The organism is Streptomyces sp. NPDC048521, from assembly GCF_043199855.1.
Classification (GTDB): domain Bacteria; phylum Actinomycetota; class Actinomycetes; order Streptomycetales; family Streptomycetaceae; genus Streptomyces.
Map to the genome: position 1 here is coordinate 773,190 of NZ_JBICWR010000001.1, position 23,741 is coordinate 796,930.

24 protein-coding genes are annotated in these 23,741 nt (G+C 73.4%); 18 read left to right on the top strand and 6 right to left on the bottom strand.

Annotated features, from left to right (window positions below):
- Positions 1–17 precede the first annotated feature (17 nt).
- Positions 18–1,145 carry an 8-amino-7-oxononanoate synthase gene (locus tag ACGFRF_RS03795; RefSeq protein WP_393736869.1) on the bottom strand — a complete coding sequence of 376 codons (1,128 nt, stop codon included), beginning with the start codon at positions 1,143–1,145 and terminating at the stop codon, positions 18–20.
- 147 nt (positions 1,146–1,292) lie between these two features.
- Between ACGFRF_RS03795 and bioB the strand changes: the two genes are divergently transcribed.
- The 5 genes from bioB to ACGFRF_RS03820 all read left to right on the top strand — a co-directional run bounded on the left by bioB (position 1,293) and on the right by ACGFRF_RS03820 (position 5,884).
- Positions 1,293–2,450, top strand: coding sequence for a biotin synthase BioB (bioB, locus tag ACGFRF_RS03800; RefSeq protein ID WP_393736871.1), 1,158 nt, complete (start codon positions 1,293–1,295; stop codon positions 2,448–2,450).
- Positions 2,443–3,732 (top strand): adenosylmethionine--8-amino-7-oxononanoate transaminase, encoded by a 1,290-nt coding sequence (locus ACGFRF_RS03805; protein ID WP_393736873.1) that lies wholly within the window; start codon positions 2,443–2,445, stop codon positions 3,730–3,732. Before bioB ends, ACGFRF_RS03805 begins: the two co-directional genes overlap by 8 nt.
- A 1-nt stretch (position 3,733) precedes the next feature.
- A complete protein-coding gene (gene bioD / locus ACGFRF_RS03810) occupies positions 3,734–4,450 on the top strand; it encodes a dethiobiotin synthase (protein ID WP_393736875.1) in 717 nt (238 codons plus the stop codon).
- Between the two features lie 501 nt (positions 4,451–4,951).
- Entirely contained in the window at positions 4,952–5,167 is a 216-nt protein-coding gene (locus ACGFRF_RS03815; RefSeq protein WP_393736877.1) for a hypothetical protein, read from the top strand.
- Positions 5,168–5,191: 24 nt separating this feature from the next.
- Positions 5,192–5,884 carry a class I SAM-dependent methyltransferase gene (locus ACGFRF_RS03820; protein WP_393736879.1) on the top strand — a complete coding sequence of 231 codons (693 nt, stop codon included), beginning with the start codon at positions 5,192–5,194 and terminating at the stop codon, positions 5,882–5,884.
- On the opposite strand, the gene ACGFRF_RS03825 is transcribed toward ACGFRF_RS03820, so the two are convergent.
- The gene (locus ACGFRF_RS03825) at positions 5,885–6,223 is read right to left on the bottom strand and encodes a fic family toxin-antitoxin system, toxin component (RefSeq protein WP_393737101.1); all 339 of its coding nucleotides are present in this window, start codon (positions 6,221–6,223) and stop codon (positions 5,885–5,887) included.
- A 40-nt stretch (positions 6,224–6,263) separates the two neighbouring features.
- Complete coding sequence (locus ACGFRF_RS03830) at positions 6,264–6,506, bottom strand: toxin-antitoxin system HicB family antitoxin (RefSeq protein WP_393736881.1); 243 nt, start codon at positions 6,504–6,506, stop codon at positions 6,264–6,266.
- 156 nt (positions 6,507–6,662) lie between these two features.
- On the opposite strand from ACGFRF_RS03830, the gene ACGFRF_RS03835 reads away from it, so the two are divergent.
- The 10 genes from ACGFRF_RS03835 (at position 6,663) to mug (ending at position 17,686) form a co-directional block, all read left to right on the top strand.
- Complete coding sequence (locus ACGFRF_RS03835) at positions 6,663–7,475, top strand: ABC transporter ATP-binding protein (protein ID WP_393736883.1); 813 nt, start codon at positions 6,663–6,665, stop codon at positions 7,473–7,475.
- A 4-nt stretch (positions 7,476–7,479) separates the two neighbouring features.
- Positions 7,480–10,047 carry an ABC transporter permease gene (locus ACGFRF_RS03840; RefSeq protein ID WP_393736885.1) on the top strand — a complete coding sequence of 856 codons (2,568 nt, stop codon included), beginning with the start codon at positions 7,480–7,482 and terminating at the stop codon, positions 10,045–10,047.
- A gap of 139 nt (positions 10,048–10,186) precedes the next feature.
- On the top strand, positions 10,187–11,110 hold the full coding sequence (locus ACGFRF_RS03845) for an LLM class F420-dependent oxidoreductase (RefSeq protein WP_393736887.1): 924 nt from the start codon (positions 10,187–10,189) through the stop codon (positions 11,108–11,110).
- 45 nt (positions 11,111–11,155) lie between these two features.
- Positions 11,156–11,581: a GNAT family N-acetyltransferase gene (locus ACGFRF_RS03850; RefSeq protein ID WP_393736889.1), complete on the top strand. Its 426-nt coding sequence runs from the start codon at positions 11,156–11,158 to the stop codon at positions 11,579–11,581.
- Between the two features lie 152 nt (positions 11,582–11,733).
- On the top strand, positions 11,734–13,077 hold the full coding sequence (locus ACGFRF_RS03855) for a hemolysin family protein (RefSeq protein WP_393736891.1): 1,344 nt from the start codon (positions 11,734–11,736) through the stop codon (positions 13,075–13,077).
- The gene (locus tag ACGFRF_RS03860; RefSeq protein WP_393736893.1) at positions 13,074–14,087 is read left to right on the top strand and encodes a hemolysin family protein; all 1,014 of its coding nucleotides are present in this window, start codon (positions 13,074–13,076) and stop codon (positions 14,085–14,087) included. Before ACGFRF_RS03855 ends, ACGFRF_RS03860 begins: the two co-directional genes overlap by 4 nt.
- Positions 14,088–14,426: 339 nt before the next feature.
- Positions 14,427–15,215: an SGNH/GDSL hydrolase family protein gene (locus tag ACGFRF_RS03865; protein ID WP_393736895.1), complete on the top strand. Its 789-nt coding sequence runs from the start codon at positions 14,427–14,429 to the stop codon at positions 15,213–15,215.
- A 10-nt stretch (positions 15,216–15,225) separates the two neighbouring features.
- Positions 15,226–15,564 (top strand): DUF4326 domain-containing protein, encoded by a 339-nt coding sequence (locus ACGFRF_RS03870; RefSeq protein WP_393736897.1) that lies wholly within the window; start codon positions 15,226–15,228, stop codon positions 15,562–15,564.
- Positions 15,565–15,692: 128 nt separating this feature from the next.
- Entirely contained in the window at positions 15,693–17,135 is a 1,443-nt protein-coding gene (gene purB / locus ACGFRF_RS03875) for an adenylosuccinate lyase (RefSeq protein ID WP_393736899.1), read from the top strand.
- A 62-nt stretch (positions 17,136–17,197) separates the two neighbouring features.
- Complete coding sequence (gene mug / locus ACGFRF_RS03880; protein ID WP_393736900.1) at positions 17,198–17,686, top strand: G/U mismatch-specific DNA glycosylase; 489 nt, start codon at positions 17,198–17,200, stop codon at positions 17,684–17,686.
- Positions 17,687–18,113: 427 nt separating this feature from the next.
- Here mug and ACGFRF_RS03885 read toward each other — a convergent pair whose 3' ends face one another.
- The 3 genes from ACGFRF_RS03885 to ACGFRF_RS03895 are packed head-to-tail and all read right to left on the bottom strand — an operon-like array spanning position 18,114 to position 20,238.
- Complete coding sequence (locus ACGFRF_RS03885) at positions 18,114–18,557, bottom strand: hypothetical protein (RefSeq protein ID WP_393736901.1); 444 nt, start codon at positions 18,555–18,557, stop codon at positions 18,114–18,116.
- 41 nt (positions 18,558–18,598) lie between these two features.
- Positions 18,599–19,315 carry an ABC transporter permease gene (locus ACGFRF_RS03890; protein ID WP_393736903.1) on the bottom strand — a complete coding sequence of 239 codons (717 nt, stop codon included), beginning with the start codon at positions 19,313–19,315 and terminating at the stop codon, positions 18,599–18,601.
- Between the two features lie 2 nt (positions 19,316–19,317).
- Positions 19,318–20,238 carry an ATP-binding cassette domain-containing protein gene (locus ACGFRF_RS03895; protein ID WP_393736905.1) on the bottom strand — a complete coding sequence of 307 codons (921 nt, stop codon included), beginning with the start codon at positions 20,236–20,238 and terminating at the stop codon, positions 19,318–19,320.
- A 107-nt stretch (positions 20,239–20,345) separates the two neighbouring features.
- Between ACGFRF_RS03895 and ACGFRF_RS03900 the strand changes: the two genes are divergently transcribed.
- From ACGFRF_RS03900 to ACGFRF_RS03910, 3 genes are all read left to right on the top strand, one after another.
- Positions 20,346–21,500 carry a sensor histidine kinase gene (locus tag ACGFRF_RS03900; protein ID WP_393736907.1) on the top strand — a complete coding sequence of 385 codons (1,155 nt, stop codon included), beginning with the start codon at positions 20,346–20,348 and terminating at the stop codon, positions 21,498–21,500.
- Between the two features lie 14 nt (positions 21,501–21,514).
- On the top strand, positions 21,515–22,171 hold the full coding sequence (locus ACGFRF_RS03905; protein WP_393736909.1) for a response regulator: 657 nt from the start codon (positions 21,515–21,517) through the stop codon (positions 22,169–22,171).
- A 390-nt stretch (positions 22,172–22,561) separates the two neighbouring features.
- On the top strand, positions 22,562–23,719 hold the full coding sequence (locus ACGFRF_RS03910) for an ROK family transcriptional regulator (protein ID WP_393736911.1): 1,158 nt from the start codon (positions 22,562–22,564) through the stop codon (positions 23,717–23,719).
- The last annotated feature ends 22 nt before the right edge of the window (positions 23,720–23,741 follow it).

Here is a 23,741-nt window from a genome sequence, read left to right on the forward strand (position 1 = left end):
GGCCGTGTCACGCCGACTCACGGTCGCGTCTCGCCGATCACACGTACAGCGCGTTCGATCTCGGCCCCGCTCAGGTCCGCTCGGGCGGTCAGCCTCAGCCGTGAGATGCCGTCGGGCACGGAGGGAGGACGGAAGCAGCCCACGGCCAGCCCTGCCGTACGGCAGTCGGCCGCCCAGCGCACCGCCTGCTCCGGGGACGGAGCCCGCACGGAGACCACCGCGGCGTCCGGACGCACCGCCTCCAGGCCCGCGGCGGTCAGCCGTGCGTGCAGCTCCGCGGCCACCTCGCGGGCCCGTGCCGCCCGTTGCGGTTCGCGGACGAGCAGCCGCAGCGCGGCCGAGGCGGCCCCGGCCGCCGCCGGAGCCAGGCCGGTGTCGAAGATGAAGGTGCGGGCCGCGTTGACCAGATGGTCGATCACCCGGGCCGGGCCGAGCACCACCCCGCCCTGGCTGCCGAGCGACTTGGACAGGGTGGCCGTGGCGACCACGTCGGCGGCGCCCGCGAGCCCGGCCGCGTACGGCGCGCCCCGTCCGCCGTCGCCCAGCACGCCGAGTCCGTGGGCGTCGTCCACGACCAGTCCCGCGCCGTGCTCCCGGCACGCCTCGGCCAGAGCGGCCAGCGGCGCCCGGTCCCCGTCGACGGAGAACACCGTGTCGGAGACGACGATCGCGGCTCCCGCGTGCGCGGCCAGGGCCTTGCGCACGGCCTCCGGATCGGCGTGCCCGACGACCTGCGTCTCGCCCCGGGCGAGCCGGCAGCCGTCGATGAGCGAGGCGTGGTTGCCCGCGTCGGAGACGATCAGGGAGCCGTGCGGGCCGAGCGCGGTGACCGCCGCCAGGTTGGCGGCGTAACCGGAGGAGAAGACCAGGGCGGCCTCGAAGCCGCAGAAGGCGGCCAGTTCGCGCTCCAGCTCGGTGTGCAGCTCGGTGGTGCCGGTGACCAGCCGGGAGCCGGTGGAGCCGCCGCCCCAGGTCCGGGCGGCCCGGGCCGCCCCTTCGGTGACCTCGGGGTGGTGGGCGAGGCCCAGGTAGTCGTTGCTCGCCAGGTCCAGCAGCGGCGAGTCGGCGGGGCGCGGACGCAGGGTGCGTACGAGTCCGGCGCGCCGGCGCGCCTCGGCCTGCTCGTCGATCCAGCCGAACGCCATGGGTCCTCCGGTGCTTTTGTAGGTAGCGGACAGACCCTAGCGGCACGACCAGCCACCCAGGGTGTGGCAATACCCACACGGTGAACCGGCTCCGTTGTCCGATCTCTCCTTGGCCCGGAGCCGTCCCGTAGGACAGGATCGGACCTCATGGACCTGCTGAACACGCTGGTGGACAAGGGGCTTCGGCGCGAGCTGCCGACCCGCGAGGAAGCACTCGCCGTTCTGGCCACCTCCGACGACGACCTGCTCGATGTGGTGGCCGCGGCCGGGAAGGTACGCCGGCACTGGTTCGGGCGCCGGGTGAAACTCAACTATCTGGTCAACCTCAAGTCCGGCCTGTGCCCGGAGGACTGCTCCTACTGCTCACAGCGGCTCGGCTCGAAGGCCGACATCCTGAAGTACACCTGGCTCAAGCCCGACCAGGCCTCCGAGGCGGCCGCCGCCGGTCTGGCGGGAGGCGCCAAGCGCGTCTGCCTGGTGGCCAGCGGGCGCGGCCCGACGGACCGGGACGTGGACCGGGTCTCGGAGACCATCAAGGCGATCAAGGAGCAGAACGAGGGCGTCGAGGTGTGCGCCTGCCTCGGTCTGCTCTCCGACGGTCAGGCCGAACGGCTGCGCGAGGCCGGCGCGGACGCCTACAACCACAACCTCAACACGTCCGAGGGGACGTACGGGGACATCACGACCACCCACACGTACGCCGATCGGGTGGACACGGTGCAGAAGGCGCACGCGGCCGGTCTGTCCGCCTGCTCCGGTCTGATCGCGGGCATGGGCGAGAGCGACGAGGACCTGGTCGACGTCGTCTTCTCGCTGCGTGAACTGGACCCGGACTCGGTGCCGGTGAACTTCCTGATCCCGTTCGAGGGCACCCCGCTGGCCAAGGAGTGGAACCTCACCCCCCAGCGCTGCCTGCGCATCCTCGCGATGGTCCGCTTCGTCTGCCCGGACGTGGAGGTCCGCATCGCGGGCGGCCGCGAGGTCCATCTGCGCACGATGCAGCCGCTCGCGCTGCACCTGGCCAACTCCATCTTCCTCGGCGACTACCTGACCAGCGAGGGCCAGGCCGGCAAGGCCGACCTGGAGATGATCGCGGACGCCGGGTTCGAGGTGGAGGGCGCCGACCAGGTGACGCTGCCCGAGCACCGGGCGGAGGCCGCGGGTGGCTGCGGCTCCGTCTGCGGCTCGCACGAGGGCGGGGACGCGTGCGGTACGGCGACCGTGCCGGCCGCCCAGGAGCCGCGCACCGACCTCGTCGCCGTCCGCCGCCGGGGCGCCGGAACGGACGTCGCGCCCAATGCCTGACCTGCCCCACCTGGGCGTGACCGAACTGCTGGAGCTGGACCGGCGGCACGTCTGGCATCCCTACGGGCCGATGCCCGGACGCGCCGAACCGCTCGTCGTGGAGTCGGCGAGCGGGGTCCGGCTGCGGCTCGCGGACGGCTCCGGCGAGCTGGTCGACGGGATGTCGTCATGGTGGTCGGCCATCCACGGCTACAACCACCCGGTCCTCAACGAGGCCGTGCGCTCGCAGCTGGGCCGGATGAGTCACGTGATGTTCGGCGGGCTCACGCACGAGCCCGCCGTACGGCTCGCGAAGCTCCTTGTCGACATGTCGCCCGACGGGCTGGAGCACGTCTTCCTGGCCGACTCCGGGTCGGTGTCGGTCGAGGTCGCCGTGAAGATGTGCCTGCAGTACTGGCGTTCACTCGGCCGGCCGGGCAAGCAGCGGCTGCTGACCTGGCGCGGCGGCTACCACGGCGACACCTGGAACCCGATGTCGGTGTGCGACCCCGAGGGCGGGATGCACGAGCTGTGGACCGGCGTGCTTCCGCGCCAGGTCTTCGCGGACGCGCCGCCGACGGAGTTCGAGGAGTCGTACGCGGAGCGTCTGCGGGCGTTGATCGCGGAGCACGCGGACGAGGTGGCCGCGGTGATCGTGGAGCCGGTGGTGCAGGGCGCGGGCGGCATGCGCTTCCACTCCCCCGGCTATCTGCGGGTGCTGCGTGAGGCGTGCGACGCGCACGACGTGCTGCTGGTGTTCGACGAGATCGCCACCGGCTTCGGCCGCACCGGTGCGCTGTTCGCGGCGGACCACGCGGCCGTCACGCCTGATGTGATGTGCGTCGGCAAGGCGCTGACCGGCGGTTATCTGACGATGGCCGCCACGCTGTGCACCGCGCGGGTCGCCGACGGGATCTCGCGGGGCGCGGTGCCGGTGCTCGCGCACGGCCCGACGTTCATGGGCAACCCGCTGGCGGCGGCCGTGGCCTGCGCCTCGCTCGACCTGCTGCTGGGTCAGGACTGGCTGTCGGAGGTCAAGCGGATCGAGGCGGGACTGCGCCAGGGGCTGGCACCGGCCGCGGATCTGCCCGGGGTGCGGGACGTCCGGGTGCTGGGCGCCATCGGGGTCGTCCAGCTCGACCACGAGGTCGACATGGCCGCCGCGACCCGGGCGGCCGTGCGGGCGGGCGTGTGGCTGCGCCCGTTCCGCGATCTGGTCTACACGATGCCGCCGTACGTCACCTCGGACGAGGACGTGGCACGGATCACGCGCGCGGTGTGCGCCGCGGCGCGGGAGGGATGAGATGCCGGTACTGGTGATCACGGGAACGGGCACGGAGGTCGGCAAGACCGTCACCACCGCCGCCGTCGCCGCCGCGGCCCTCGCGGCCGGGCGCTCGGTGGCCGTGCTGAAGCCCGCCCAGACGGGTGTACGGCCGGACGAGCGCGGGGACGCCGACGAGGTCGCGCGGCTCGCGGGGCCGGTCACGGCCACCGAACTGGCCCGCTATCCCGAGCCGTTGGCGCCGGGTACGGCGGCCCGGCGGGCGGGCATGGCGCCGGTACACCCGCACGAGGTGGCCGACCGGGCCGCCAAGCTGGCCACGGAGCACGACCTGGTGCTGGTCGAGGGGGCGGGCGGGCTGCTCGTCCGGTTCGACGCGGCGGGCGGCACGCTGGCCGACGCGGCCCGGCTGCTGAACGCGCCGGTCCTGGTCGTCGCCCAGGCCGGCCTGGGCACCCTGAACGCAACCGAGCTGACCGCCCGCGAACTGCGGCGGCGCAAGCTGGAGTTGGCAGGTGTGGTCATCGGCAGCTGGCCCGGCGCCCCCGACCTCGCCGCCCGCTGCAACGTGGCCGACCTGCCGGAGGTGGCCGACGCCCCGCTGCTCGGCGCCCTACCGGCCGGAGCGGGTTCCCTCCCCCCGGCCGACTTCCGTACGGCAGCGCCGGCCTGGCTCGCGCCTCGGCTGGACGGAACGTGGGACGCGGCGGCTTTCCAGCTCCGGGCGGCGTCTTGACCCAGGCGGCGTCTTGACCCAGGTGGCGTCTTAACCCTGGTGCCGTCCCAGCCCAGGTCGGCGTCCCAGCCCAGGTGGCGCCTCAGCCGTTGCGTCCCAGTCCGGGTGGCGCGCTAGCCCGGGTGGCCTCCCAGCCCAGGTGGCGCCTCAGCCCAGGTGGCGCCTCAGCCGTTGCGTCCCAGTCCGGGTGGCGCGCTAGCCCGGGTGGCCTCCCAGCCCAGGTGGCGCCTCAGCCCAGGTGGCGCCTCAGCCGTTGCGTCCCAGTCCGGGTGGCGCGCTAGCCCGGGTGGCCTACCAGCCTGGGTGGCGCCTCAGCCCAGGTGGCGCCTCAGCCGTTGCGTCCCAGTCCGGGTGGCGCGTAGCCCGGGTGGCGCCTCAGCCCGTTGCGTCCCAGCCCGGGTGGCGCGTAGCCCGGGTGGCGTCCCAGCCCAGGTGGCGTCCCAGTCCGGGTGGCGCGTTAGCCCGGGTGCCGTCCCAGCCCAGGGTGGCGTCCCAGCCTGGGTGGCGTTCTGGCGTCGCGGGGTCGAGACCCTCACCCGCTGCCAGGGCCTCGGTGAGAGCGACGCGGGCCGGGGGGAGAAACCGCCGGAGACGGCCGTACGCCCGGTGCCGCCCGCGCCGTCGACCGGGGTGCGGGCGGCCGCCGGCCGTCCCCGGGCCGAGCCGAGCCGCTTCGGCGGGGGTGCGGCGGCGGTTCTCGGGGGACACTCCTCGTAGGCCCGTCCGCTCCGGGAGGTTGCCATGCGACTTTTGTCCACCGGCTCCGGGAAGGTGGCGCGGGGTCCCGTCCACCACCCGCTGTTCGCCCGCTGCTACGCCCGGCTCAGCGTCGGCGCCGAGACGCGGCTGGGCATGGCCGGGGTGCGGGAGCGGCTGCTCGCCGGACTGTCCGGGCGGGTGCTCGAGATCGGCGCGGGCAACGGGCTGAACTTCGCGCACTATCCCGGCGCTGTCGCGGAGGTGGTCGCGATCGAACCGGAGCCGCACCTGCGGCGGTTGGCACTGGAGTCCGCGCTGCGGGCGCAGGTTCCGGTGGACGTGGTGCCGGGTGCGGCGGAGGCGCTGCCCGTCAAGAGCGAGGCCTTCGACGCCGTGGTGCTGTCGCTGGTGCTGTGCAGCGTGCGGGACGTGGCGCGGGCGCTGGGCGAGGTACGGCGGGTGCTCCGGCCGGGTGGCGAAGTGCGGTTCTTCGAGCACGGGCGGGGCGGCGGCCCGGCGATGACGCTGACCCAGCAGGCTCTGGACCGTACCCTGTGGCCCGCACTGAGCGGCGGCTGTCACTTGTCCCGGGAGCCGGTCGCCGCCCTGCGCGAGGCCGGGTTCCGGCTCGGCCCGCTCCGGCGGATGCTGCTGCCGGAGAAGGGACCGGCGCTGCCGGCCTCGTACTGCGCGCTGGGGGTCGCCTGGCGGCCGGACGAGCCGGACGCACGCTGATCAGCCGGTCCAGCGGCGCAGCTCCCGCGCGATGTCGTCGACGCTCGCCACGCCGTCCTTGACCAGCCGGGCGAGGTCGCGGACCTGCTCGGGTGTGGTGACGACCTTGGCGCCGCCGGCGACCAGATAGGCGTAGGCGACCGCCGAGGCGAACAGCGCGTTGGAGCGTTCCAGTGCCGGTACGTGGATGAGGAGCTGGAGCAGGGACGCCGCGCGGGCGTGCGGGGTGTCGTACACGGGCACGCCGAATATCTCCGCCCGGTGCCGGGCGACGGCGGCGACCAGCGCGCCCCAGTCGGTGACCTGCGGGTCGCCGGGCGTCTTCCGCTCGGCGAGCATGAGCAGCCAGGCGAGGTCGACAGTCAGTTCGTCCAAGGGATCAGCGACGGCGTTCACCCGCGTCGGTGCCGCGGGTCTCGGCGAATTCCTCGGCGAACACGGACTCGTACTGCTTCATGAAGTCGGCGGCCGCCTCGACGAACGTGCGGCCGGCTTCCCCGGTGTCCTGTCTGACCAGCTCTTCGATGTAGCGGTTGACGCTCATCCCGCGTGCCAGGGCGCGTTCGCGGGCCGCGCGGGCGGTGCCCTCGTCCACGCGCACGTTCAGCTGGGTCTTGGCCATGCCTCGACGCTAGCGCCGGGGTGCTAGCAACGGCAAGGGGACCCGGGTGGGTTCCCCCGCACGCGGGCCCGCGCGGGCGCTTCGGCTGTGGGACGGGTCACACTAGGCTCAGCCCGGACCGAAGAGTCGGGACGTCGAGGCGACCGGGAGGCGGTCTTGTCCACACCTGCTGCGGAGCACGCCCCGGGACGCGCGCCGGACACCGGTGTCGCGGCCCGCGCCCGCGCGCTGACCAAGGCCTACGGCTCCGGCGAGACGGCCGTGGTCGCCCTGGACTCGGTGGACGTGAACATCGCGCGCGGCCGCTTCACCGCCGTGATGGGCCCGTCGGGATCCGGAAAGTCCACGCTCATGCACTGCCTGGCGGGCCTCGACACCGTGTCGGCCGGTCAGGTGTGGCTCGGCGACACCGAGATCACGAGGCTCAAGGAACGGGAACTGACCCGGCTCAGGCGGGACCGGATCGGGTTCATGTTCCAGTCGTTCAACCTCATCCCGACCCTGACCGCCGCCGAGAACATCACCCTGCCGATGGACATCGCGGGCCGCAAACCCGACCAGGAGTGGCTGGACCAGGTCATCGACACGCTCGGCCTGCGCGGGCGCCTGACACACCGGCCCGCGCAGCTCTCCGGCGGCCAGCAGCAGCGCGTCGCGTGCGCGCGTGCGCTGGCCTCCCGGCCCGAGCTGATCTTCGCCGACGAGCCGACCGGCAACCTGGACTCGCGGGCGGGTCTCGAGGTGCTGGGCTTCCTGCGCAGCGCCGTCGACGATCTCGGCCGGACCGTCGTCATGGTCACGCACGACCCGGGCGCCGCCGCCCACTCCGACCTGGTGCTGTTCCTCGCCGACGGGCGGATCGTGGACGAGAGGGAACGGCCCACGGCGGACGCGGTGCTCGAACGCATGAAGCGGTTCGACGTGGTCCGCGGCCGGCTCGGCGACGACGTCACCCTCCAGAAGGACTGATGCCGTGCTCAAGGCGACCCTGAGGAGTTTCCTCGCGCACAAGGGGCGGCTGGCCCTGTCCGCGCTGGCCGTGATCCTGTCCGTGGCGTTCGTCTCGGGCAGCCTGATCTTCTCCGACACCGTCACCCGCACCTTCGACCGGCTGTTCGCCTCCACCGCCGCCGATGTGACGGTGCGGCCGAAGGAGGACCTGGGGTCGGCCCGGTCGTCCGGAGTGGTGGGGACCGTGCCCGCCGCGCTGCGGGACCGGGTGGCGAAGGTCCCCGGGGTCGCGGCCGCCCGCGCGAACGTGTCGGTGCGGAACGTCGTGGTGGTCGACAGCCGCGGCGCATCCGTCGGCCCGACCACCGGCGCCCCCACCGTCGCCGGTTCCTGGAACGTCACCCACCGCAGCCCGGTACGGCTGACCTCCGGCCACGCGCCGCACGGTGCGGGCGAGGCGCTGCTGGACTCCGACACGGCTGCCGAGAGGCACGTACGGATCGGGGACAGGCTGACCGTGCAGGCGCAGCCGGGCACCTTCCGGGTCCGGGTCGTCGGCATCGCCACGTTCACCACGACCAACCCGGGCTCCGCCCTGGTCTATCTGGACCCGGCGGTGGCCGGCCGGGAGCTGCTCGGCTCCGCCGCGAAGGCGACCAGCATCTCGGTGGACGCGGCGAAGGGCGTGTCCGACGCGGAACTCGAGCGCCGGATCGGTGCGGCGATCGGCACCGGGACCTACGACCTGAAGACCGCGAACGAACAGGCCAAGTCGGCCGCGGCCGACCTCGGCGCCTTCCTCGACGTGATCAAGTACGTGATGCTGGGCTTCGCCGGCGTCGCGCTGCTCGTGGGCGTGTTCCTCATCGTCAACACCTTCTCCATGCTCATCGCCCAGCGCACCCGGGAACTGGGTCTGCTGCGGGCGCTCGGCGCGGACCGGCGGCAGGTGCGGCGGTCGGTGCAGACGGAAGCGCTGCTGCTGGGGCTGGTCGGCGCCACGCTCGGACTCACCGCCGGGATCGGGCTGGCCTTCGGGCTGATCCGGCTGATGAGCGCGTTCGGGATGAAGCTGAAGGCGACGGAGATGGTCATCGGCTGGGGGACGCCCGTCACCGCGTACGTCGTCGGTCTCGGCGTCACCTTCGTGGCCGCCTATCTGCCCGCCCGGCGCGCGGCGGCCGTTTCCCCGATGGCGGCGCTCGCGGACGCCGAAGTGGCCGGTACGGGCAAGCCGTTGAAGGCGCGGGCGATCAGCGGGGCGGTGGTCGGGGCGGCCGGTGCGGCCGCGCTGGCCGGGTGCGCGGTGGCCACGAGGACCGCGCAGGCGGCCTCGCTGCTGGGGCTCGGCGTGGTCCTCACGCTCGTCGCGACCGTGGTCGCCGGACCGCTGCTGGTACGGCCGGTGATCCGGGTGCTGGGCGGGGCGTTCCCCGCGCTGTTCGGTCCGGTCGGACGGATGAGCCAGCGCAACGCCCTGCGCAATCCACGCCGTACCGGCGCCACGGCCGCCGCGCTGATGGTGGGGCTGGCCCTCGTCGGCGGGATGTCGGTGGCGAGCGCCTCCCTGTCCGCGTCGTTCGACCGGCAGATCGACAGGACGCTGGGCGCCGACTTCATCGTCCAGAACGCCAACTTCATGCCGTACACCAAGGAAGTCAGGGACACCGTGGGCGCGACGCGCGGTGTCGGGCTCGTCGTACGGCAGCGGCTCAGCGCCGTCGCCGTACGGTTGCCGGACGGCGATCGGGTCAGGACGAACGCCGCCGGATACGGCCCCCGGCTCGATGACGTCGTGCACATCACCTACACGCGCGGCGGTTCGGCGGCCGCGCTGGCGGACGGGCGCCTCGCCCTGGACGCCGGATTCGCGAAGGACCACGGTGTGCGGGTCGGCAGCGTGCTCCCGGTCGAGTTCCCCGGCGGGCGCCGGGCCGGGCTGACGGTCGGGGCGCTCACCGACCAGGGGACGGCCGAGGGCTTCGGCACCCAGGGCGGCATCTTCTTCGGCCTCAGGACGCTCGAGAAGTACGTGCCGAACGGGCAGGACTCCACGCTGTACGTCAACGCGGCCCCCGGGACGAGGGCGGAGGACCTGCGGCCCCGTCTGGAGCGGGCCCTGAAGCCGTTCCCGCAGGTCCAGGTGCGCAATCAGGCCGACTACAAGAAGCTGGTCCACGACCAGATCGCCGTGCTCCTGTACCTCGTGTACGCGCTGCTCGCGCTGGCGATCGTCATCGCCGTGCTCGGTGTGGTCAACACCCTCGCGCTGTCGGTGGTGGAGCGCACCCGGGAGATCGGGCTGCTGCGCGCGATCGGGCTGGGGCGGCGGCAGCTGCGCCGGATGATCCGGCTGGAGTCGGTGGTGATCGCGGTGTTCGGCGCGGTCCTGGGGCTGGCGTTGGGGCTGGTGTGGGGCGTCTGCATGCAGCGGGTGCTGGCACTGCGCGGGCTGACGGCGCTCTCGATCCCCTGGGGCACGATCGTGGCGGTCGTGATCGGCTCGGCGGTGGTGGGCGTCGTGGCGGCGCTGCTGCCGGCGTTGCGGGCGTCGCGGATGAACGTGCTGGCGGCGATCGCGCACGAGTGACGGCACCGTCGTCTCGAGCATGCCGCGGCATGCTCCTCGAGCGTGCCGCGGGCGTGGCTCGGGTGGCCGTCTTCAGCGTGCCGCGGGCGTGATGGAATCACGGGACCAGGCTCAGGTCACGTACTCACGGGGAGAGTTCATGCAGCGTCCGTTCCGCTTCGGGGTCAACCTGCTCACGCCCGCGCCCGCCGCCGAGTGGCGCGCCACATGCCGTAGGGCCGAGGAGCTGGGGTACGACGTGATCCTCGTCCCCGACCACCTCGGCATGGCCGCACCGTTCCCGGCGCTGGTCGCCGCGGCCGAGGCGACCGAACGGCCCCGGCTGGGCACGTTCGTGCTCAACGCGGGCTTCTGGAACCCGGCGCTGCTGGCGCGCGAGGTCGCGACCACGGACGCGCTGACCGGCGGGCGCCTCGAACTCGGCCTCGGCACCGGGTACGTCCCTGCGGAGCACGAGGCGGCCGGGCTGCCGTTCGGTTCGCCGCGGGAGCGGGTGGACCACCTCCGGCGCACGGTCGGGGAACTGGACCGGCTGCTCGGCTCGGAGGACCTCCCCCACTCCCGGCTCGGCTCGAGCGCGGGGACCGACAGGCCCGGGCCGACCCGGTCCCGGGTGCCGCTGCTGATCGGGGCCAACGGCGACCGGATGCTGCGCCTGGCCGCCGAGCACGCGGACATCGCGGCCTTCACCGGGGCCCGGCCGGGAGACACGCCGGGGTCGCTGGACCCGCTGACCGCCGAGGAACTGGACGACCGGGTGGCCCGCTACCGCGAGCTGGCGGCGGACCGCCCGGCAGCCGCCGAGCTGAACCTGCTGATCCAGCTCGTCGCCGTCACCGACGACCCCGGGCCCGTGCTCGAGCCGTTGCTGGAACGGCAGCCGCGGTTGACCCTGGAGCAGGCACTGGCCCTGCCCATCGTGCTGGTCGGCCCCCTGGACGACATCGTCGCGAAGGTGCGGGCGCAGCGCGAGCGGTTCGGCTTCTCGTACCTGACCGTCCTGGAACCGTCCCTGGAGGCGTTCGCGCCGGTGATGGAACGGCTGCGGGAGGAGTCCGCATGATGGAATTCCCGGGGCCGGGCACCCCGGCGGTGGTCCGATGGTCGCATGACTGAGCCCCGTATACGCCCTGCCGTCCCCGACGACCTCGACGCCGTCCTCGCCTTCTGGAAGACGGCCGCCGAGGGCACGAGCATCAGCGACGACCGCGCCGGGGTGGAGCGGCTGGTCGCCCGCGACCCGGAGGCGCTGATCCTCGCCGAGTCGGCGGGCGAACTGGTCGGCACGGTGATCGCCGGCTTCGACGGCTGGCGGTGCCACCTTTACCGGCTCGCCGTGCATCCGCAGCGGCGGCGGCAGGGCATCGGCTCGGCACTGCTGGCCGCCGCCGAGGAGCGCTTCGCGCGGCTCGGCGGTCGGCGGGCGGACGCGATGGTGCTGGTCCGCAACGCGACCGCGCACCACGCCTGGCGGGCCGCCGGGTATCGGCCGGAGGAGCACTGGCGGCGCTGGGTGAAACCGCTGACGGACTGAGATCAAAGGCTCTCTTTGCCCATCCTTTACCCTTGACGGAGCACTCGGCCCTCTATGAAAGGTTGTGAGCGTCCGCCCATGGGCGAGCCTCCCAGTCCGCGATACCGCGCGTTCCGCCCTGCCCTGTCCGATCATGGGACGGGGGTGACCCGATGACCGAAGTGCTGCTCCTTCTGGTGGCGATCCTGCTGTCGCTCGCCTGTGGCGCCTTCGTGGCGGCGGAGTTCTCGCTGACCACGGTCGAGCGCGGCGAGCTGGAGCGGGCTGCCTCGCGCGGCGAGCGCGGCGCCCCGGGCGCCCTGAGGGCCGTACGGAACCTGACCTTCCAGCTGTCCGGCGCCCAGCTCGGCATCACCGTCACCAACCTGGTGGTCGGCATGCTCGCCGAGCCGTCGATCGCCAAGCTGCTCGCCGGGCCGTTCCAGGCGATGGGGCTGTCGCCGACCACGGCGAGTTCGGTCGCTCTGGTGCTGGGCACGGCCCTGTCGACGGTGTTCCTGATGGTCGTCGGCGAGCTGGTGCCGAAGAACTGGGCGATCTCCTCGCCCCTGGCCGTGGCGAAGCGCGTGGGCACCGCGCAGAGCTGGTTCAGCGCGGCCTTCCGGCCCTTCATCACGCACCTGAACAACACGGCCAACCGTCTGGTGCGCCGGCTCGGCATCGAACCGGCCGAGGAGCTGGCCTCCGCGCGCGGGCCGCAGGAGCTGGCCGCCCTCGCCCGGCACTCCGCGAAGGAGGGCGCGCTGGAGGCGGACACCGCCGAGCTGTTCGTCCGGACGCTGAACCTGGCCGACCTGACGGCGGAGAACGTCATGACCCCGCGCGTCCAGGTCATCGCCCTCGACACCCAGGCCACCTGCGCGGACGTGGCCAACGCGACCCGGGCCACCGGCCTGTCCCGGTTCCCGGTCTACCAGGGCAGCCTGGACTCGGTGGTCGGCATCGCCCACATCAAGGACGTGCTGGCCGTCCCCGCCGAGCAGCGGCGCCACCGCCGCGTCTCCCAGGTGATGCGCGAACCGCTGCTGGTACCCGAGTCCCTGACCGTGGACCGGCTGCTGGACCGGCTCTCCGGCCGCCGCACCATGGCCGTCGTCATCGACGAGTACGGCGGCACGGCCGGCGTGGCGACGCTGGAGGACATCGTCGAGGAGGTCGTCGGCGAGGTACGGGACGAACACGATCCGCACGAGACGCCCGACCTCGCTCCCGCCGGGGCGGACACCGAGGGCCGGGCCTTGTACTCGGCCGACGGCGCCGCCCGCACCGACCAGCTCGCGCGCGTGGGCCTGCGCGCACCCGAGGGGCCGTACGAGACCCTGGCCGGCCTGGTCGCCACCGAGCTGGGCCGGATACCGGAGAACGGTGACACCGTCGAGGTCGCCGGCTGGCGGCTGGACGTGGTGGACGACTCGGGCCGCCGGGCGGCCCGGGTACTGCTGCACGCGCCGCTGGACGACGAGAAGGCCGACGAGACGCCGGAGGGGGCGCGATGACCGCCGTACAGCTGCTGATCGGTCTGGCGACCCTCGTCGTCAACGCCTTCTTCGTGGGCGCCGAGTTCGCGCTGATCTCCGTGCGCCGCTCGCAGGTCGAGCCGCTCGCCCAGGAGGGTGACCGGCGCGCGAAGAGCGTGCTGTGGGGCCTGGAACACGTGTCGGCGCTGCTGGCCGCCGCCCAGCTCGGCATCACGCTGTGCACGCTGGTCCTCGGTGTGGTCGCCGAACCGGCGATCGCGCATCTGCTGGAGCCGGTGTTCCATGCCCTGGGCGTGCCCGTGAGCGCGGGCCACGCCGTGTCCTTCGTGATCGCGCTGACTCTGGCGACGTACCTGCACATGCTGCTGGGCGAGATGGTCCCGAAGAACATCGCCCTCGCGGAGCCGGTGCGCAGCGCGCTGCTGCTCGGCCCGCCACTGGTGGCGCTGTCCCGGGCGCTGCGTCCGGTGATCTTCACGGTCAACTCCTTCGCGAACGGGCTGCTGAAGCTGCTGCGCGTGGAGGCGAAGGGCGAGGTCGCGGCGACCTTCACGGACACCGAACTCGCCGAGATCGTCAAGGACGCCAGCGAGGCGGGCCTGATCGACGACCGGGCGCAGGAACGGCTGCACGACGCCCTGGAGCTGGGCAGCCGGCCGGTGCGGGACGTGGTGGTGCCGCTGGAGCGCGTGGTCTACGCGCGCGTGGGCGTCACCCCGGAGCAGTTGGAGCGGCTGGCGGCGGAGTCGGGCTTCTCCCGCTTCCCGGTGGTCGACTCGGGACGGCGGATCGTGGGCTATCTGCACGTCAAGGACGCGCTGGACGCCTCGCCGCGGGACGTGCCCTTCCTGCCGCGGGACATGCGCTCCATCCCGCGGGTGCGCGAGCGGACCCCGCTGGACGACGTGCTCACGGCGATGCGGCGCAGCCGAACGCACCTCGCGGCCGTGCTCGGCGAGGACGGCCGGCTCGCGGGGCTGGTCACCATGGAGGACGTGCTGCGGGAGCTGTTCGGTCAGCCTGCGTGAGCCCCCCACGGTTCTGCGCGGGCGAGTCCGGGCGGGCTTCCGGGGGCGCGCGTCTCTGGTGACGGGGCTTCCGAGAGCGGATCTCCCGCCGGAGGGTCTTCCAGTGACGGGGCTTTCGAAGGCGCGCGTCTTCTGGTGGCGGGGCTTCTGAGGGCGTGCGCCTTCTGGTGACGGGGCTTGCGACGGCGGGGCTTCCGACCGACCGGCGGGGCTTCCGACCGACCGGCGGGGCTTCGGCGACGGGGCTTCCGACCGACCGGCGGGGCTTCGGCGACGGGGCTTCCGGGGGCGAGGGCGACCGACCGGTGGGTATGGAGCCGGGATACCATCGCTGTCGCCATGCACACGAATCCCACCTCTCCCACGCACACCAGCCTCGTCGCGGTCGGCGACTCCTTCACCGAGGGCATGTCGGACCTGCTGCCCGACGGCTCCTACCGAGGCTGGGCCGATCTGCTCGCCGCGCGGATGGCGGCCCGCACGCCCGGGTTCCGGTACGCCAACCTCGCCGTGCGGGGCAAACTGATCGGGCAGATCGTCGACGAGCAGGTGGAGCCGGCCGCGGCCATGAACGCCGACGTCGTCACCCTCGTCGGCGGGCTCAACGACACCCTGCGGCCCAAGTGCGACATGGGCCGCGTGAAGGGCTTGCTGACCGAGGCCGTGGAGCGGCTGGCCCCGTCCTGCAAGCAACTGGTGCTGATGCGCAGCCCGGGCCGCCAGGGGCCGGTGCTGGAGCGGTTCCGGCCGCGCATGGAGGAGCTGTTCGCCTGCGTGGACGAGCTGGCCCAGAAGCACGGCGCCGTGGTGGTCGACCTGTACGGGGCGCGCTCGCTGGCCGATCCCCGGCTGTGGGACGTGGACCGGCTGCATCTGACGGCGGAGGGGCACCGCCGGGTCGCCGAGGCGGTGTGGCAGACGCTCGGGTACGAGCCGGAGGACACCGAGTGGCACGTGCCGATGGCGGCCACGCTCCCGCCGGGCTGGATGACCCGGCGGGTGGCCGACGCACGCTTCGCCCGGCAGCACCTGCTGCCGTGGATAGGCCGGCGCCTGACCGGCCGCTCCTCGGGCGACGGGCGCCCGCCGAAGCGTCCGGAGCTGCTGCCGTACGAGGGTCCGGCGTAGCCTCTCGGACATGACCACGCGCGTGATCGGTGTCCGGGGCCGGATCCACGAGTTCGGCCCCCGGCTGCAGCACGCGCCTTCCGATGTCGTCTACGTCGGCCGCCGCTGGCCGATGGGAGGCTGGGACCTGCCCCGGCACCCGCTGTACAACCCGTTCGCCTACGACACCCCGAAGAAGAAGCGGTACGGCACCCGGGCCGAGGTCCTGGCCATGTACCGGGCCTACCTGCTGGAGCGGCCCGAGCTGCTGGACCTGGTGGCGGAGCTGCGCGGGAAGACGCTGGCCTGCTGGTGCGCGCCGCAGCCGTGCCACGCGGATGTGCTGGCGGAGCCGACCGACGCGGACTAGGCGGCGGACGGCGAGGGCGAGGGGCGGCGCCACCGGCCCGGCCGACGGACCGTGACCGGCGTCTCGTAGCTTCCGCCGAACAACCCCATGGCGCTGGCCTGCACAAACCGCCAGTAGAATCTGGACACGTGACTTCTGCGCCCGCCAAGCCCCGCATCCCGAACGTCCTCGCCGGACGCTACGCCTCCGCCGAGCTCGCCACGCTCTGGTCCCCCGAGCAGAAGGTGAAGCTGGAGCGGCAGCTCTGGCTCGCCGTGCTGCGCGCCCAGAAGGACCTCGGCATCGAGGTGCCCGACGAGGCGATCGCCGCCTACGAGCGTGTCCTCGACACCGTCGACCTGGCCTCGATCGCCGAGCGCGAGAAGGTCACCCGGCACGATGTGAAGGCGCGGATCGAGGAGTTCAACGACCTCGCCGGGCACGAGCACGTGCACAAGGGCATGACCTCCCGTGACCTCACCGAGAACGTCGAGCAGCTGCAGATCCGGCTCTCCCTGGAGCTGATGCGCGACCGTACGGTGGCCGTGCTGGCCCGCCTCGGCAAGCTGGCCGGTGAGTACGCCGAGCTGGTCATGGCCGGCCGCTCCCACAATGTCGCCGCACAGGCCACCACTCTCGGCAAGCGTTTCGCGACCGCCGCCGACGAGCTGCTCGTCGCCTACGGCCGCGTCGAGGAGCTGCTGGGCCGCTACCCGCTGCGCGGCATCAAGGGTCCGGTCGGCACGGCGCAGGACATGCTGGACCTGCTGGGCGGGGACGCCTCCAAGCTCGCCGACCTGGAGAACCGGATCGCCGGCCACCTGGGCTTCTCGCAGGCCTTCACCTCCGTCGGCCAGGTCTACCCGCGCTCGCTGGACTACGAGGTCGTCACCGCGCTGGTGCAGCTGGCGGCCGCGCCGTCCTCGCTGGCCAAGACCATCCGGCTGATGGCCGGGCACGAGCTGGTCACCGAGGGCTTCAAGCCGGGGCAGGTCGGCTCGTCGGCGATGCCGCACAAGATGAACACCCGCTCCTGCGAGCGCGTCAACGGTCTCATGGTCATCCTGCGCGGCTATGCCTCGATGACCGGCGAGCTGGCCGGCGACCAGTGGAACGAGGGCGACGTGTCCTGCTCGGTGGTGCGCCGGGTCGCGCTGCCGGACGCGTTCTTCGCGCTGGACGGCCTGCTGGAGACGTTCCTGACGGTCCTCGACGAGTTCGGTGCCTTCCCGGCCGTCGTCGCCCGTGAGCTGGACCGCTACCTGCCGTTCCTGGCCACCACGAAGGTGCTGATGGGCGCCGTGCGGGCCGGGGTCGGCCGCGAGGTCGCGCACGAGGCGATCAAGGAGAACGCCGTCGCCACCGCGCTCGCCATGCGCGAGCAGGGCGCCGAGCGCAACGACCTGCTCGACAAGCTCGCCGCCGACGAGCGGCTGCCGCTCGACCGCGAGCAGCTGGCCGCGCTGATGGCCGACAAGCTGTCCTTCACCGGTGCCGCGGCCGACCAGGTCGGCGTGGTCGCCGGCCGGATCGAGGAGATCGTCAAGCAGCACCCGGAGGCCGCCGGATACACCCCCGGAGCGATCCTCTGACCCGCTCCCCCCGCTTCACGAAGGCGGACCTGGAGGCCGCCCGCGACCGTCTCGTCCCGGACGTGGTCGCGGACGGCCTCAAGGTCCTGTTCTGCGGCATCAACCCGGGGCTGATGACGGCGGCGACGGGCCACCACTTCGCCCGCCCCGGCAACCGGTTCTGGCCGGTGCTGCACCTGTCCGGCTTCACACCGAGGCTGCTGAAGCCGGCCGAGCAACGGGAACTGCTGTCGTACGGGCTGGGCATCACGAACGTGGTGGCGCGGGCGACCGCGCGCGCGGACGAGCTGACCGCCGAGGAATACCTCGAGGGCGGGCGGCTGCTGACCGCCAAGGTGACACGGCTGAGGCCGACATGGCTGGCCGTGGTCGGGGTGACCGCGTACCGTGCCGCCTTCGGCGACCGCACCGCCCGGGTCGGGCCCCAGGAGCGGACCATCGGGGACACCCGGGTGTGGGTGCTGCCCAATCCCAGCGGCCTGAACGCGCACTGGACGGCGGCGACGATGGCGGAGGAGTTCGCCCGACTACGCATGGCGGCGCAGGCCTGAGCACCCGGCGGCGCGCGGGGGCCTGAACTCCGGCTGGGCACCGCAGAGGCCTCCTCCGCGGTGGCCGCTTGAACGCCGGCTGCGACCGAGGCCGACTGAGCCCGGCCGAGGCCTGAACTCCGCTACGCGCCACTGAAGCCTGCACGCCCCGCTGCACACGGCTGGAGCCGACTGCGACCGGCGACGCACGGTGGCGGATTGAAGGCCGGCTGCGCGCGCCCCAGGCCGACTGAGCCCGGCCGAGGCCTGAACTCCGGCTGCCGCCACTGAGGCCGACAGTGCGGTGGCCGCTTGAACTCCGGCTGCGCGCCGCCAGGCCGACAGCGCACGGTGGCGGACGGCTGTGCAGGGCGGCACAGGCTGAGCGCCCGCGCGCCTGGCGGCGGGCTGAGCCCTGGTCCGGCCGCTCGAGGGACGCTCCGGGAGGTCAGGGAGGGTCCGTGTCCGTGATCACCGCCAGCAGCTGGAACGGCAGCTGGTCGCCCCACCGGGACACCCCGAGGGCGACCCAGCGGCTCGCCTCCGGCACCCGCCACAGCTGGACGTCGGGCACATGACCGCTCAGCCCGGCCCACGGCTCCGCCCTGTTCTCGCCCTCGATCGTCCGCTCCAGGACGCTGTACAGGCTGAAGTACCGCGGTGGCCCCCAGCGCTCGGTGAGCCGCTCCGCCAGCGCGTCCCGGTCGGCCTCGTACTGGACCTCGGCCTCCTCCCGCTCGGTGCCGTCGTCCTCCGAGAAGTCGCCGCTGCTCTGTAACTCGGCTATCAGGTACCCCGGCCCGCCCGTGCCGGCGTCCGTCCTGCCGCGCTCGGCCGGGAAGTCCCGGGCGCACAGCCGGTCGATCACAGCAAGGTGGTTCGCGATGTCCATGCGATCCAGTAAAGCGGGACCCACTGACAATTGGCGGGCCGTCAGGCGTCCCTGCGCTCGACGGTCCACGCACCCGCGAGCAGGGCCGCCGCCGTCCACAGCGCGGTGACAGCGAGCCCGCTCCACGGGCCGAGAGCGCCGTTCCAGGTGCTGTGCAGGGCCACTTGGCCGGCCCGGTCGGGCAGGAAGTCGGCCACCCCGCCGGACAGGTCCCCGACCACGAAGGACACGATCAGCAGGAACGGGATCAGCAGGGAGAGGGTCGCCACTCCGCTGCGCAGCACGGCCGCGAGTCCGGCGGCGAACAGGGCCATCAGCGTCAGGTGCAGCGCGCAGCCGACGGCACCGCGCAGCCCCTCGGCCCAGGTCGGACCCGAGTCTCCGAGGACTGTCCGGCCGACCAGCAGGGTCACCAGACCGGTGAGCAGGCCGACCGCCAGCACGGGCAGGGCGATCGCCGTCGCCTTCGCGGTGAACCAGCGCCGGCGGTCGGGCACCGCCGCCAGCGTCACCCCCAGCGCACCGCCCCGGAATTCGGACGCGATTGCCGTCGTGCCGAAGGCGATCGCGGCGACCTGCCCGAAGCCGATACCGAAGAACACCGAGAACAGGGGGTCGGCATCATCCCCGTCGGCGTCGGCCGCGGCGAGTGCGGCGAACGCGGCGGTGACCACCAGCATCGCCGCGAGGCCGCCGAGCAGCGAGCGCAGGGTACGGATCTTGATCCACTCGGCGTGGAGCACGGGCACGAAGGGCATGGTCAGACCTCCTGGGACTGTGCGGTGAACTCGGCCTCGGCCGCCGTCAGGTCGAGGTAGGCCTCCTCCAAGGTGGCCTCCCGTGCGGCGAGTTCCAGTACGGCGACGCCCGCTTCGGCCATCAGGCGGCCGAGATCCTCCACGCGCCCGTGCCGCACGGTCCACGCCCCGTCCTCCTCGCGGGAGGCGTCGTGGCCATGACGGGCCAGGAGGTCGCCGAGGGCGCCGGGTTCGGTGGTGCGGATCCTGACGTGGGGCCGTACGCGCGCGTGGATGAAGTCCTGGACCGGTGTGTCGGCGAGCAGCCGCCCGCGGCCGAGGATCACCAGGTGGTCGGCGAAGGCGGCGGTCTCGTTCATCAGGTGGCTGGAGACCAGGACCGTACGGCCCTGCGCGGCGAGCCGGCGCAGCAGCGTCCGGATCCAGACGATGCCTTCGGGGTCGAGGCCGTTGGCGGGCTCGTCGAGCAGGACGACCTCGGGCTCGCCGAGCAGCGCGGCGGCGATGCCGAGCCGCTGGCGCATGCCGAGGGAGTACGTCTTCACCCGGCGTCGCGCCACCGGGGCGAGTCCGGTCTCCTCCAGGACGGTGTCGACCCTGCCGACGGGGATGCGGTTGCTCACCGCCAGGGCGCGCAGATGGTCCTGCGCGGAGCGTGAGCCGTGCGCTGCGCCCGCGTCCAGCAGGGCACCCACCCGGCGCAGGGGCTCACGGAGTTCGGCGTAGGCGCGGCCGCCGATCAGGGCCGTGCCGGAGGTCGGCCGGTCGAGGCCGAGGACGAGCCGCATGGTGGTGGACTTGCCGGCGCCGTTGGGTCCGAGGAAACCGGTGACACGGCCGGGCCGGACGCTGAAGGTGAGGCGGTCCACGGCTCGCCGTCCGCCGTACTCCTTGCTGAGGTCTCGTACATCGATGCTGGTCATGGCATCAGCCTGGCCGGGCGCGCGCATCGCTTCCTCCCCCGCCGGTGGAGATCGTCTCCCCCGTGCGGGGGAGGCCCGTTGTCGGTGCCGCCTGCGACGATGCCCCCATGGACCGCTTCGTGCGCCCGCTGCTGCGCGGGACGACGTACACGCGCCTGCTGCATCTGTGGGTGCCCATGCTGATCGTCAGCGTGTGGCTCTTCGTCGACACGTCGACTCCCTGGGTGCCGGCGCTGCTTCTCGTCCCCCTCGGTCTCGTGCCCGCCGTGCGGAGGGGTGAGGGCGTGCAGGCGCGGCTGCTGCTGACACCGGGCCCGGAGGAGCCGGGCATCTCCGTGACCCCATCGGCGAGTTGGCGGGACCGGCTGCGTACGCTGCTGTGGCTGGAACTGCGGATGGCGCTCGGCTGGGTGACCGCGATGGCGACGGTGTGGCCGCTGATGGTCGCCTACGAGCTGGGGAAGTGCGGCTGGGGACAGGCACCCTCCGGTGTTCCGCTGCTGGACCGGCTGCCGGCGAACCGGGCCTACGTCCTGCTGGTGCCCCTGCCGCTGCTCGCCCTGTACGGGGCCGTCGTGGGACTCGGCGTGCTCGTCACGGCCTGCGCGCGCGGGCTGCTCGGGCCGTCGGCAGCCGAGCGGCTGGCCGCCCTGGAGGAGCGCACCGAGCGGTTGCTCGAACGTACGCGGATCGCCCGGGAGTTGCACGACTCCATCGGGCACGCCCTGACGGTGGCGGTGGTGCAGGCGGGCGCGGCGCGGGCGGCGGGCGATCCGGCGTTCACCGACCGGGCGCTGGACGCCATCGAGGAGACCGGACGGGCCGCCCTGGCGGATCTGGAACGGGTACTCGGGGTGCTGCGCGAGTCGGAGCGGCCGGTGAGCGCCCGACCCACGCTGGCCGACGCCGACCGGCTCCTGGAGTCGGCCCGCGCCTCCGGGGCCAAGGTCGACGCCGAGGTGACCGGGCCCGTGTCGGCGGTGTCCGGGCCGGTCTCCCGCGAGGGATATCGCATCCTTCAGGAGGCGCTCACCAATGTGCTGCGGCACGCGGGTGCCGTCCCCGTGCGGGTCCGGATGGCCGTCACCGACGGCACGCTCACCCTGGAGGTCCGCAATCCGCTGCCGGCCCCGATACCCGGGCCCGGGCGCGGCAGCGGGCTGCGCGGCATACGGGAACGCGCCGCTCTGCTCGGGGGCAGCGCCCGTACCGGGCCGGACGAGGGCGACTGGCGGGTGCGCGCGGAGCTGCCGCTCGGCTGATCTACGCTGACCCGATGCCGGTCACCGTTCTCCTCGTCGACGACGAACCCCTGGTCCGCGCGGGCCTGCGCGCCGTACTGGAGGCGCAGCCCGACATCGAGGTGGTGGGCGAGGCGGCCGACGGCGCGGCGGTCATCCCGCTGGTGCGCCGACTGCGCCCGGACGTGGTCGCGATGGACGTCCGTATGCCGCTGATGGACGGGATCGAGGCCACGCGCGCGGTGCTGCGCACCGTCGACGCGCCGCCCAAGATACTCGTGGTGACCACCTTCGAGGACGACGAGTTCGTGTACGAGGCGCTGCGCGCGGGTGCCGACGGTTTCCTGCTGAAGCGGGCCCGGCCGGCCGAGATCGTGCACGCGGTACGGCTGGTGGCGGAGGGCGAGTCGTTGCTGTTCCCCGCCTCCGTACGACGCCTCGCCGCCCGCTACGGCGACGGCGACCGCCCGGCACGTGCGGAGCTGGACCGGGCCCGGCTGACGGAACGGGAGGCGGAGGTGCTGCGCCTCATGGCGCGGGGGCTGTCGAACGCGGAGATCGCCGAGCGGCTGGTCGTGGGAACCGAGACGGTGAAGTCGCACGTGAGCGGCGTACTGGCCAAGCTCGGCGCACGCGACCGGACCCAGGCGGTGATCGCGGCGTACGAGTCGGGCTTCGTGGAGCCGCGCTGACGAAGGGCGTCCGGCACCGCGACCCGTGACACGGCACGCCTCAGGGCGGCCCGCTCGTCCCGGGTGTCGTGCTGCCGCTGTACGCGACGCCCCCTGCATCCGGCCGTGCCCTACTGCCGCTGATCCACGGCGGCCCGCGCGGCCGGGGCTGTTCCACTGCGTGTCCTGGCGGCCCGTACATCCGGCTGCGGCGCGCTGCCGCTCGTCCGCGGCGCCCCATGCGTCCCACTGTGCCCTACTGCCGCTGACCACGGCGGCCCGCGCGGCCGGGGCTGTCGCGCTGTGCTGCTTCCCGGCGGCCCGCGCAGGCCGGCGGAACCCGGCACTCGCCGGGGTGCGCCGGGCCGAGTACGATCCGCCCAACACGGCCGCGAGCTGGAAGGACGGACGGTGGGGCAGCTGACCGGTGGCGATCCCTCGCTGCTGCGAAGGATCAATTCCGCGGTGGTGCTGCACGCGCTGCGTGCCACGGACTGCGCGACGCTCACCGAGGTCACCCGGGTCACGGGACTGTCCCGGCCGACCGTGGAGGGCGTCGTCGAAGGGCTCATCGAGGCCGGGCTCGTCGTGGAGACGGCGGCCGACGAGAGCACCGCGCGCCGTCAGGGGCGGCCCGCCCGCCGGTTCCGGTTCCGAGCGGAGGCCGGGCATCTGCTGGGCCTGGAGATCGGGCCGCACCGGGTCGCCGCACTCCTGTCCGACCTGGACGGGCGGGTGCTGGGCGCGCAGCCCAAGGAGGTGGACGAGACGGCCCCGGCGGACGAGCGGCTCGACCGGCTGCGCGGCGCGGTCGCCGAGCTGCTGCGCCGGGCCGGGGTCGCGCGCAGCTCGCTGCGGGCGGTGGGCGTGGGCACGCCGGGCATCGTGGAGGCCGACGGCACGGTACGGCTGAGCACGGCCCTGCCGCAGTGGACGGGCCTGAAGCTCGGTGACCGGCTCAGCCGCTCCTTCAAGTGCCCGGTGCTGGTGGAGAACGACGCCAACGCGGCGGCCGTCGCCGAGCACTGGAAGGGCGCGGCGACCGAGACCGACGACGTGGTGTTCGTGCTGGCCGGGCTGAGCCCCGGGGCGGGTTCGCTGATCGGCGGGCGGCTGCACCGCGGTTACGGCGGGGCCGCCGGGGAGATCGGGGCGCTGCACCTGCTGGGCCGGGAGGCGACGCCGGAGACGCTGCTGTCCACCACCGACGAGCCGCTGCATCCGCTGGACGAGCAGGCGGTCGCCGAGGTGTTCGCGCTGGCACGCGAGGGCGACCAGCGGGCGCGGGCGGCCGTGGAGCGGTTCATCCAGCGGCTCGTGCACGACGTGGCCGCGCTGGTGCTGGCGCTCGATCCGGAACTGGTCGTGATCGGCGGCTGGGCGGCCGGTCTCGACGGCGTACTGGAACCGCTGCGCCGCGAACTGTCCCGCTACTGCCTGCGGCCACCCCAGGTGGCGCTGTCCCTGCTGGGTGAGGCGGCCGTGGCCACGGGCGCGCTACGACTCGCCCTGGACCATGTCGAGGAGCAGCTGTTCGCGGTCGACGGCACGGTGACGGCCCGGCGTTGATCCGGCCGGGGGCGCGAGTGAC

Excerpts from the sequence above, each read along its gene's own strand:
- ACGFRF_RS03795 (WP_393736869.1), bottom strand. The coding sequence starts at position 1,145 with ATGGCGTTCGGCTGGATCGACGAGCAGGCCGAGGCGCGCCGGCGCGCC.
- bioB (WP_393736871.1), top strand. The coding sequence starts at position 1,293 with ATGGACCTGCTGAACACGCTGGTGGACAAGGGGCTTCGGCGCGAGCTG.
- ACGFRF_RS03805 (WP_393736873.1), top strand. The coding sequence starts at position 2,443 with ATGCCTGACCTGCCCCACCTGGGCGTGACCGAACTGCTGGAGCTGGAC.
- bioD (WP_393736875.1), top strand. The coding sequence starts at position 3,734 with ATGCCGGTACTGGTGATCACGGGAACGGGCACGGAGGTCGGCAAGACC.
- ACGFRF_RS03820 (WP_393736879.1), top strand. The coding sequence starts at position 5,192 with ATGCGACTTTTGTCCACCGGCTCCGGGAAGGTGGCGCGGGGTCCCGTC.
- ACGFRF_RS03825 (WP_393737101.1), bottom strand. The coding sequence starts at position 6,223 with ATGCTCGCCGAGCGGAAGACGCCCGGCGACCCGCAGGTCACCGACTGG.
- ACGFRF_RS03830 (WP_393736881.1), bottom strand. The coding sequence starts at position 6,506 with ATGGCCAAGACCCAGCTGAACGTGCGCGTGGACGAGGGCACCGCCCGC.
- ACGFRF_RS03845 (WP_393736887.1), top strand. The coding sequence starts at position 10,187 with ATGCAGCGTCCGTTCCGCTTCGGGGTCAACCTGCTCACGCCCGCGCCC.
- ACGFRF_RS03850 (WP_393736889.1), top strand. The coding sequence starts at position 11,156 with ATGACTGAGCCCCGTATACGCCCTGCCGTCCCCGACGACCTCGACGCC.
- ACGFRF_RS03855 (WP_393736891.1), top strand. The coding sequence starts at position 11,734 with ATGACCGAAGTGCTGCTCCTTCTGGTGGCGATCCTGCTGTCGCTCGCC.
- ACGFRF_RS03860 (WP_393736893.1), top strand. The coding sequence starts at position 13,074 with ATGACCGCCGTACAGCTGCTGATCGGTCTGGCGACCCTCGTCGTCAAC.
- ACGFRF_RS03865 (WP_393736895.1), top strand. The coding sequence starts at position 14,427 with ATGCACACGAATCCCACCTCTCCCACGCACACCAGCCTCGTCGCGGTC.
- ACGFRF_RS03870 (WP_393736897.1), top strand. The coding sequence starts at position 15,226 with ATGACCACGCGCGTGATCGGTGTCCGGGGCCGGATCCACGAGTTCGGC.
- ACGFRF_RS03885 (WP_393736901.1), bottom strand. The coding sequence starts at position 18,557 with ATGGACATCGCGAACCACCTTGCTGTGATCGACCGGCTGTGCGCCCGG.
- ACGFRF_RS03890 (WP_393736903.1), bottom strand. The coding sequence starts at position 19,315 with ATGCCCTTCGTGCCCGTGCTCCACGCCGAGTGGATCAAGATCCGTACC.
- ACGFRF_RS03895 (WP_393736905.1), bottom strand. The coding sequence starts at position 20,238 with ATGACCAGCATCGATGTACGAGACCTCAGCAAGGAGTACGGCGGACGG.
- ACGFRF_RS03900 (WP_393736907.1), top strand. The coding sequence starts at position 20,346 with ATGGACCGCTTCGTGCGCCCGCTGCTGCGCGGGACGACGTACACGCGC.
- ACGFRF_RS03905 (WP_393736909.1), top strand. The coding sequence starts at position 21,515 with ATGCCGGTCACCGTTCTCCTCGTCGACGACGAACCCCTGGTCCGCGCG.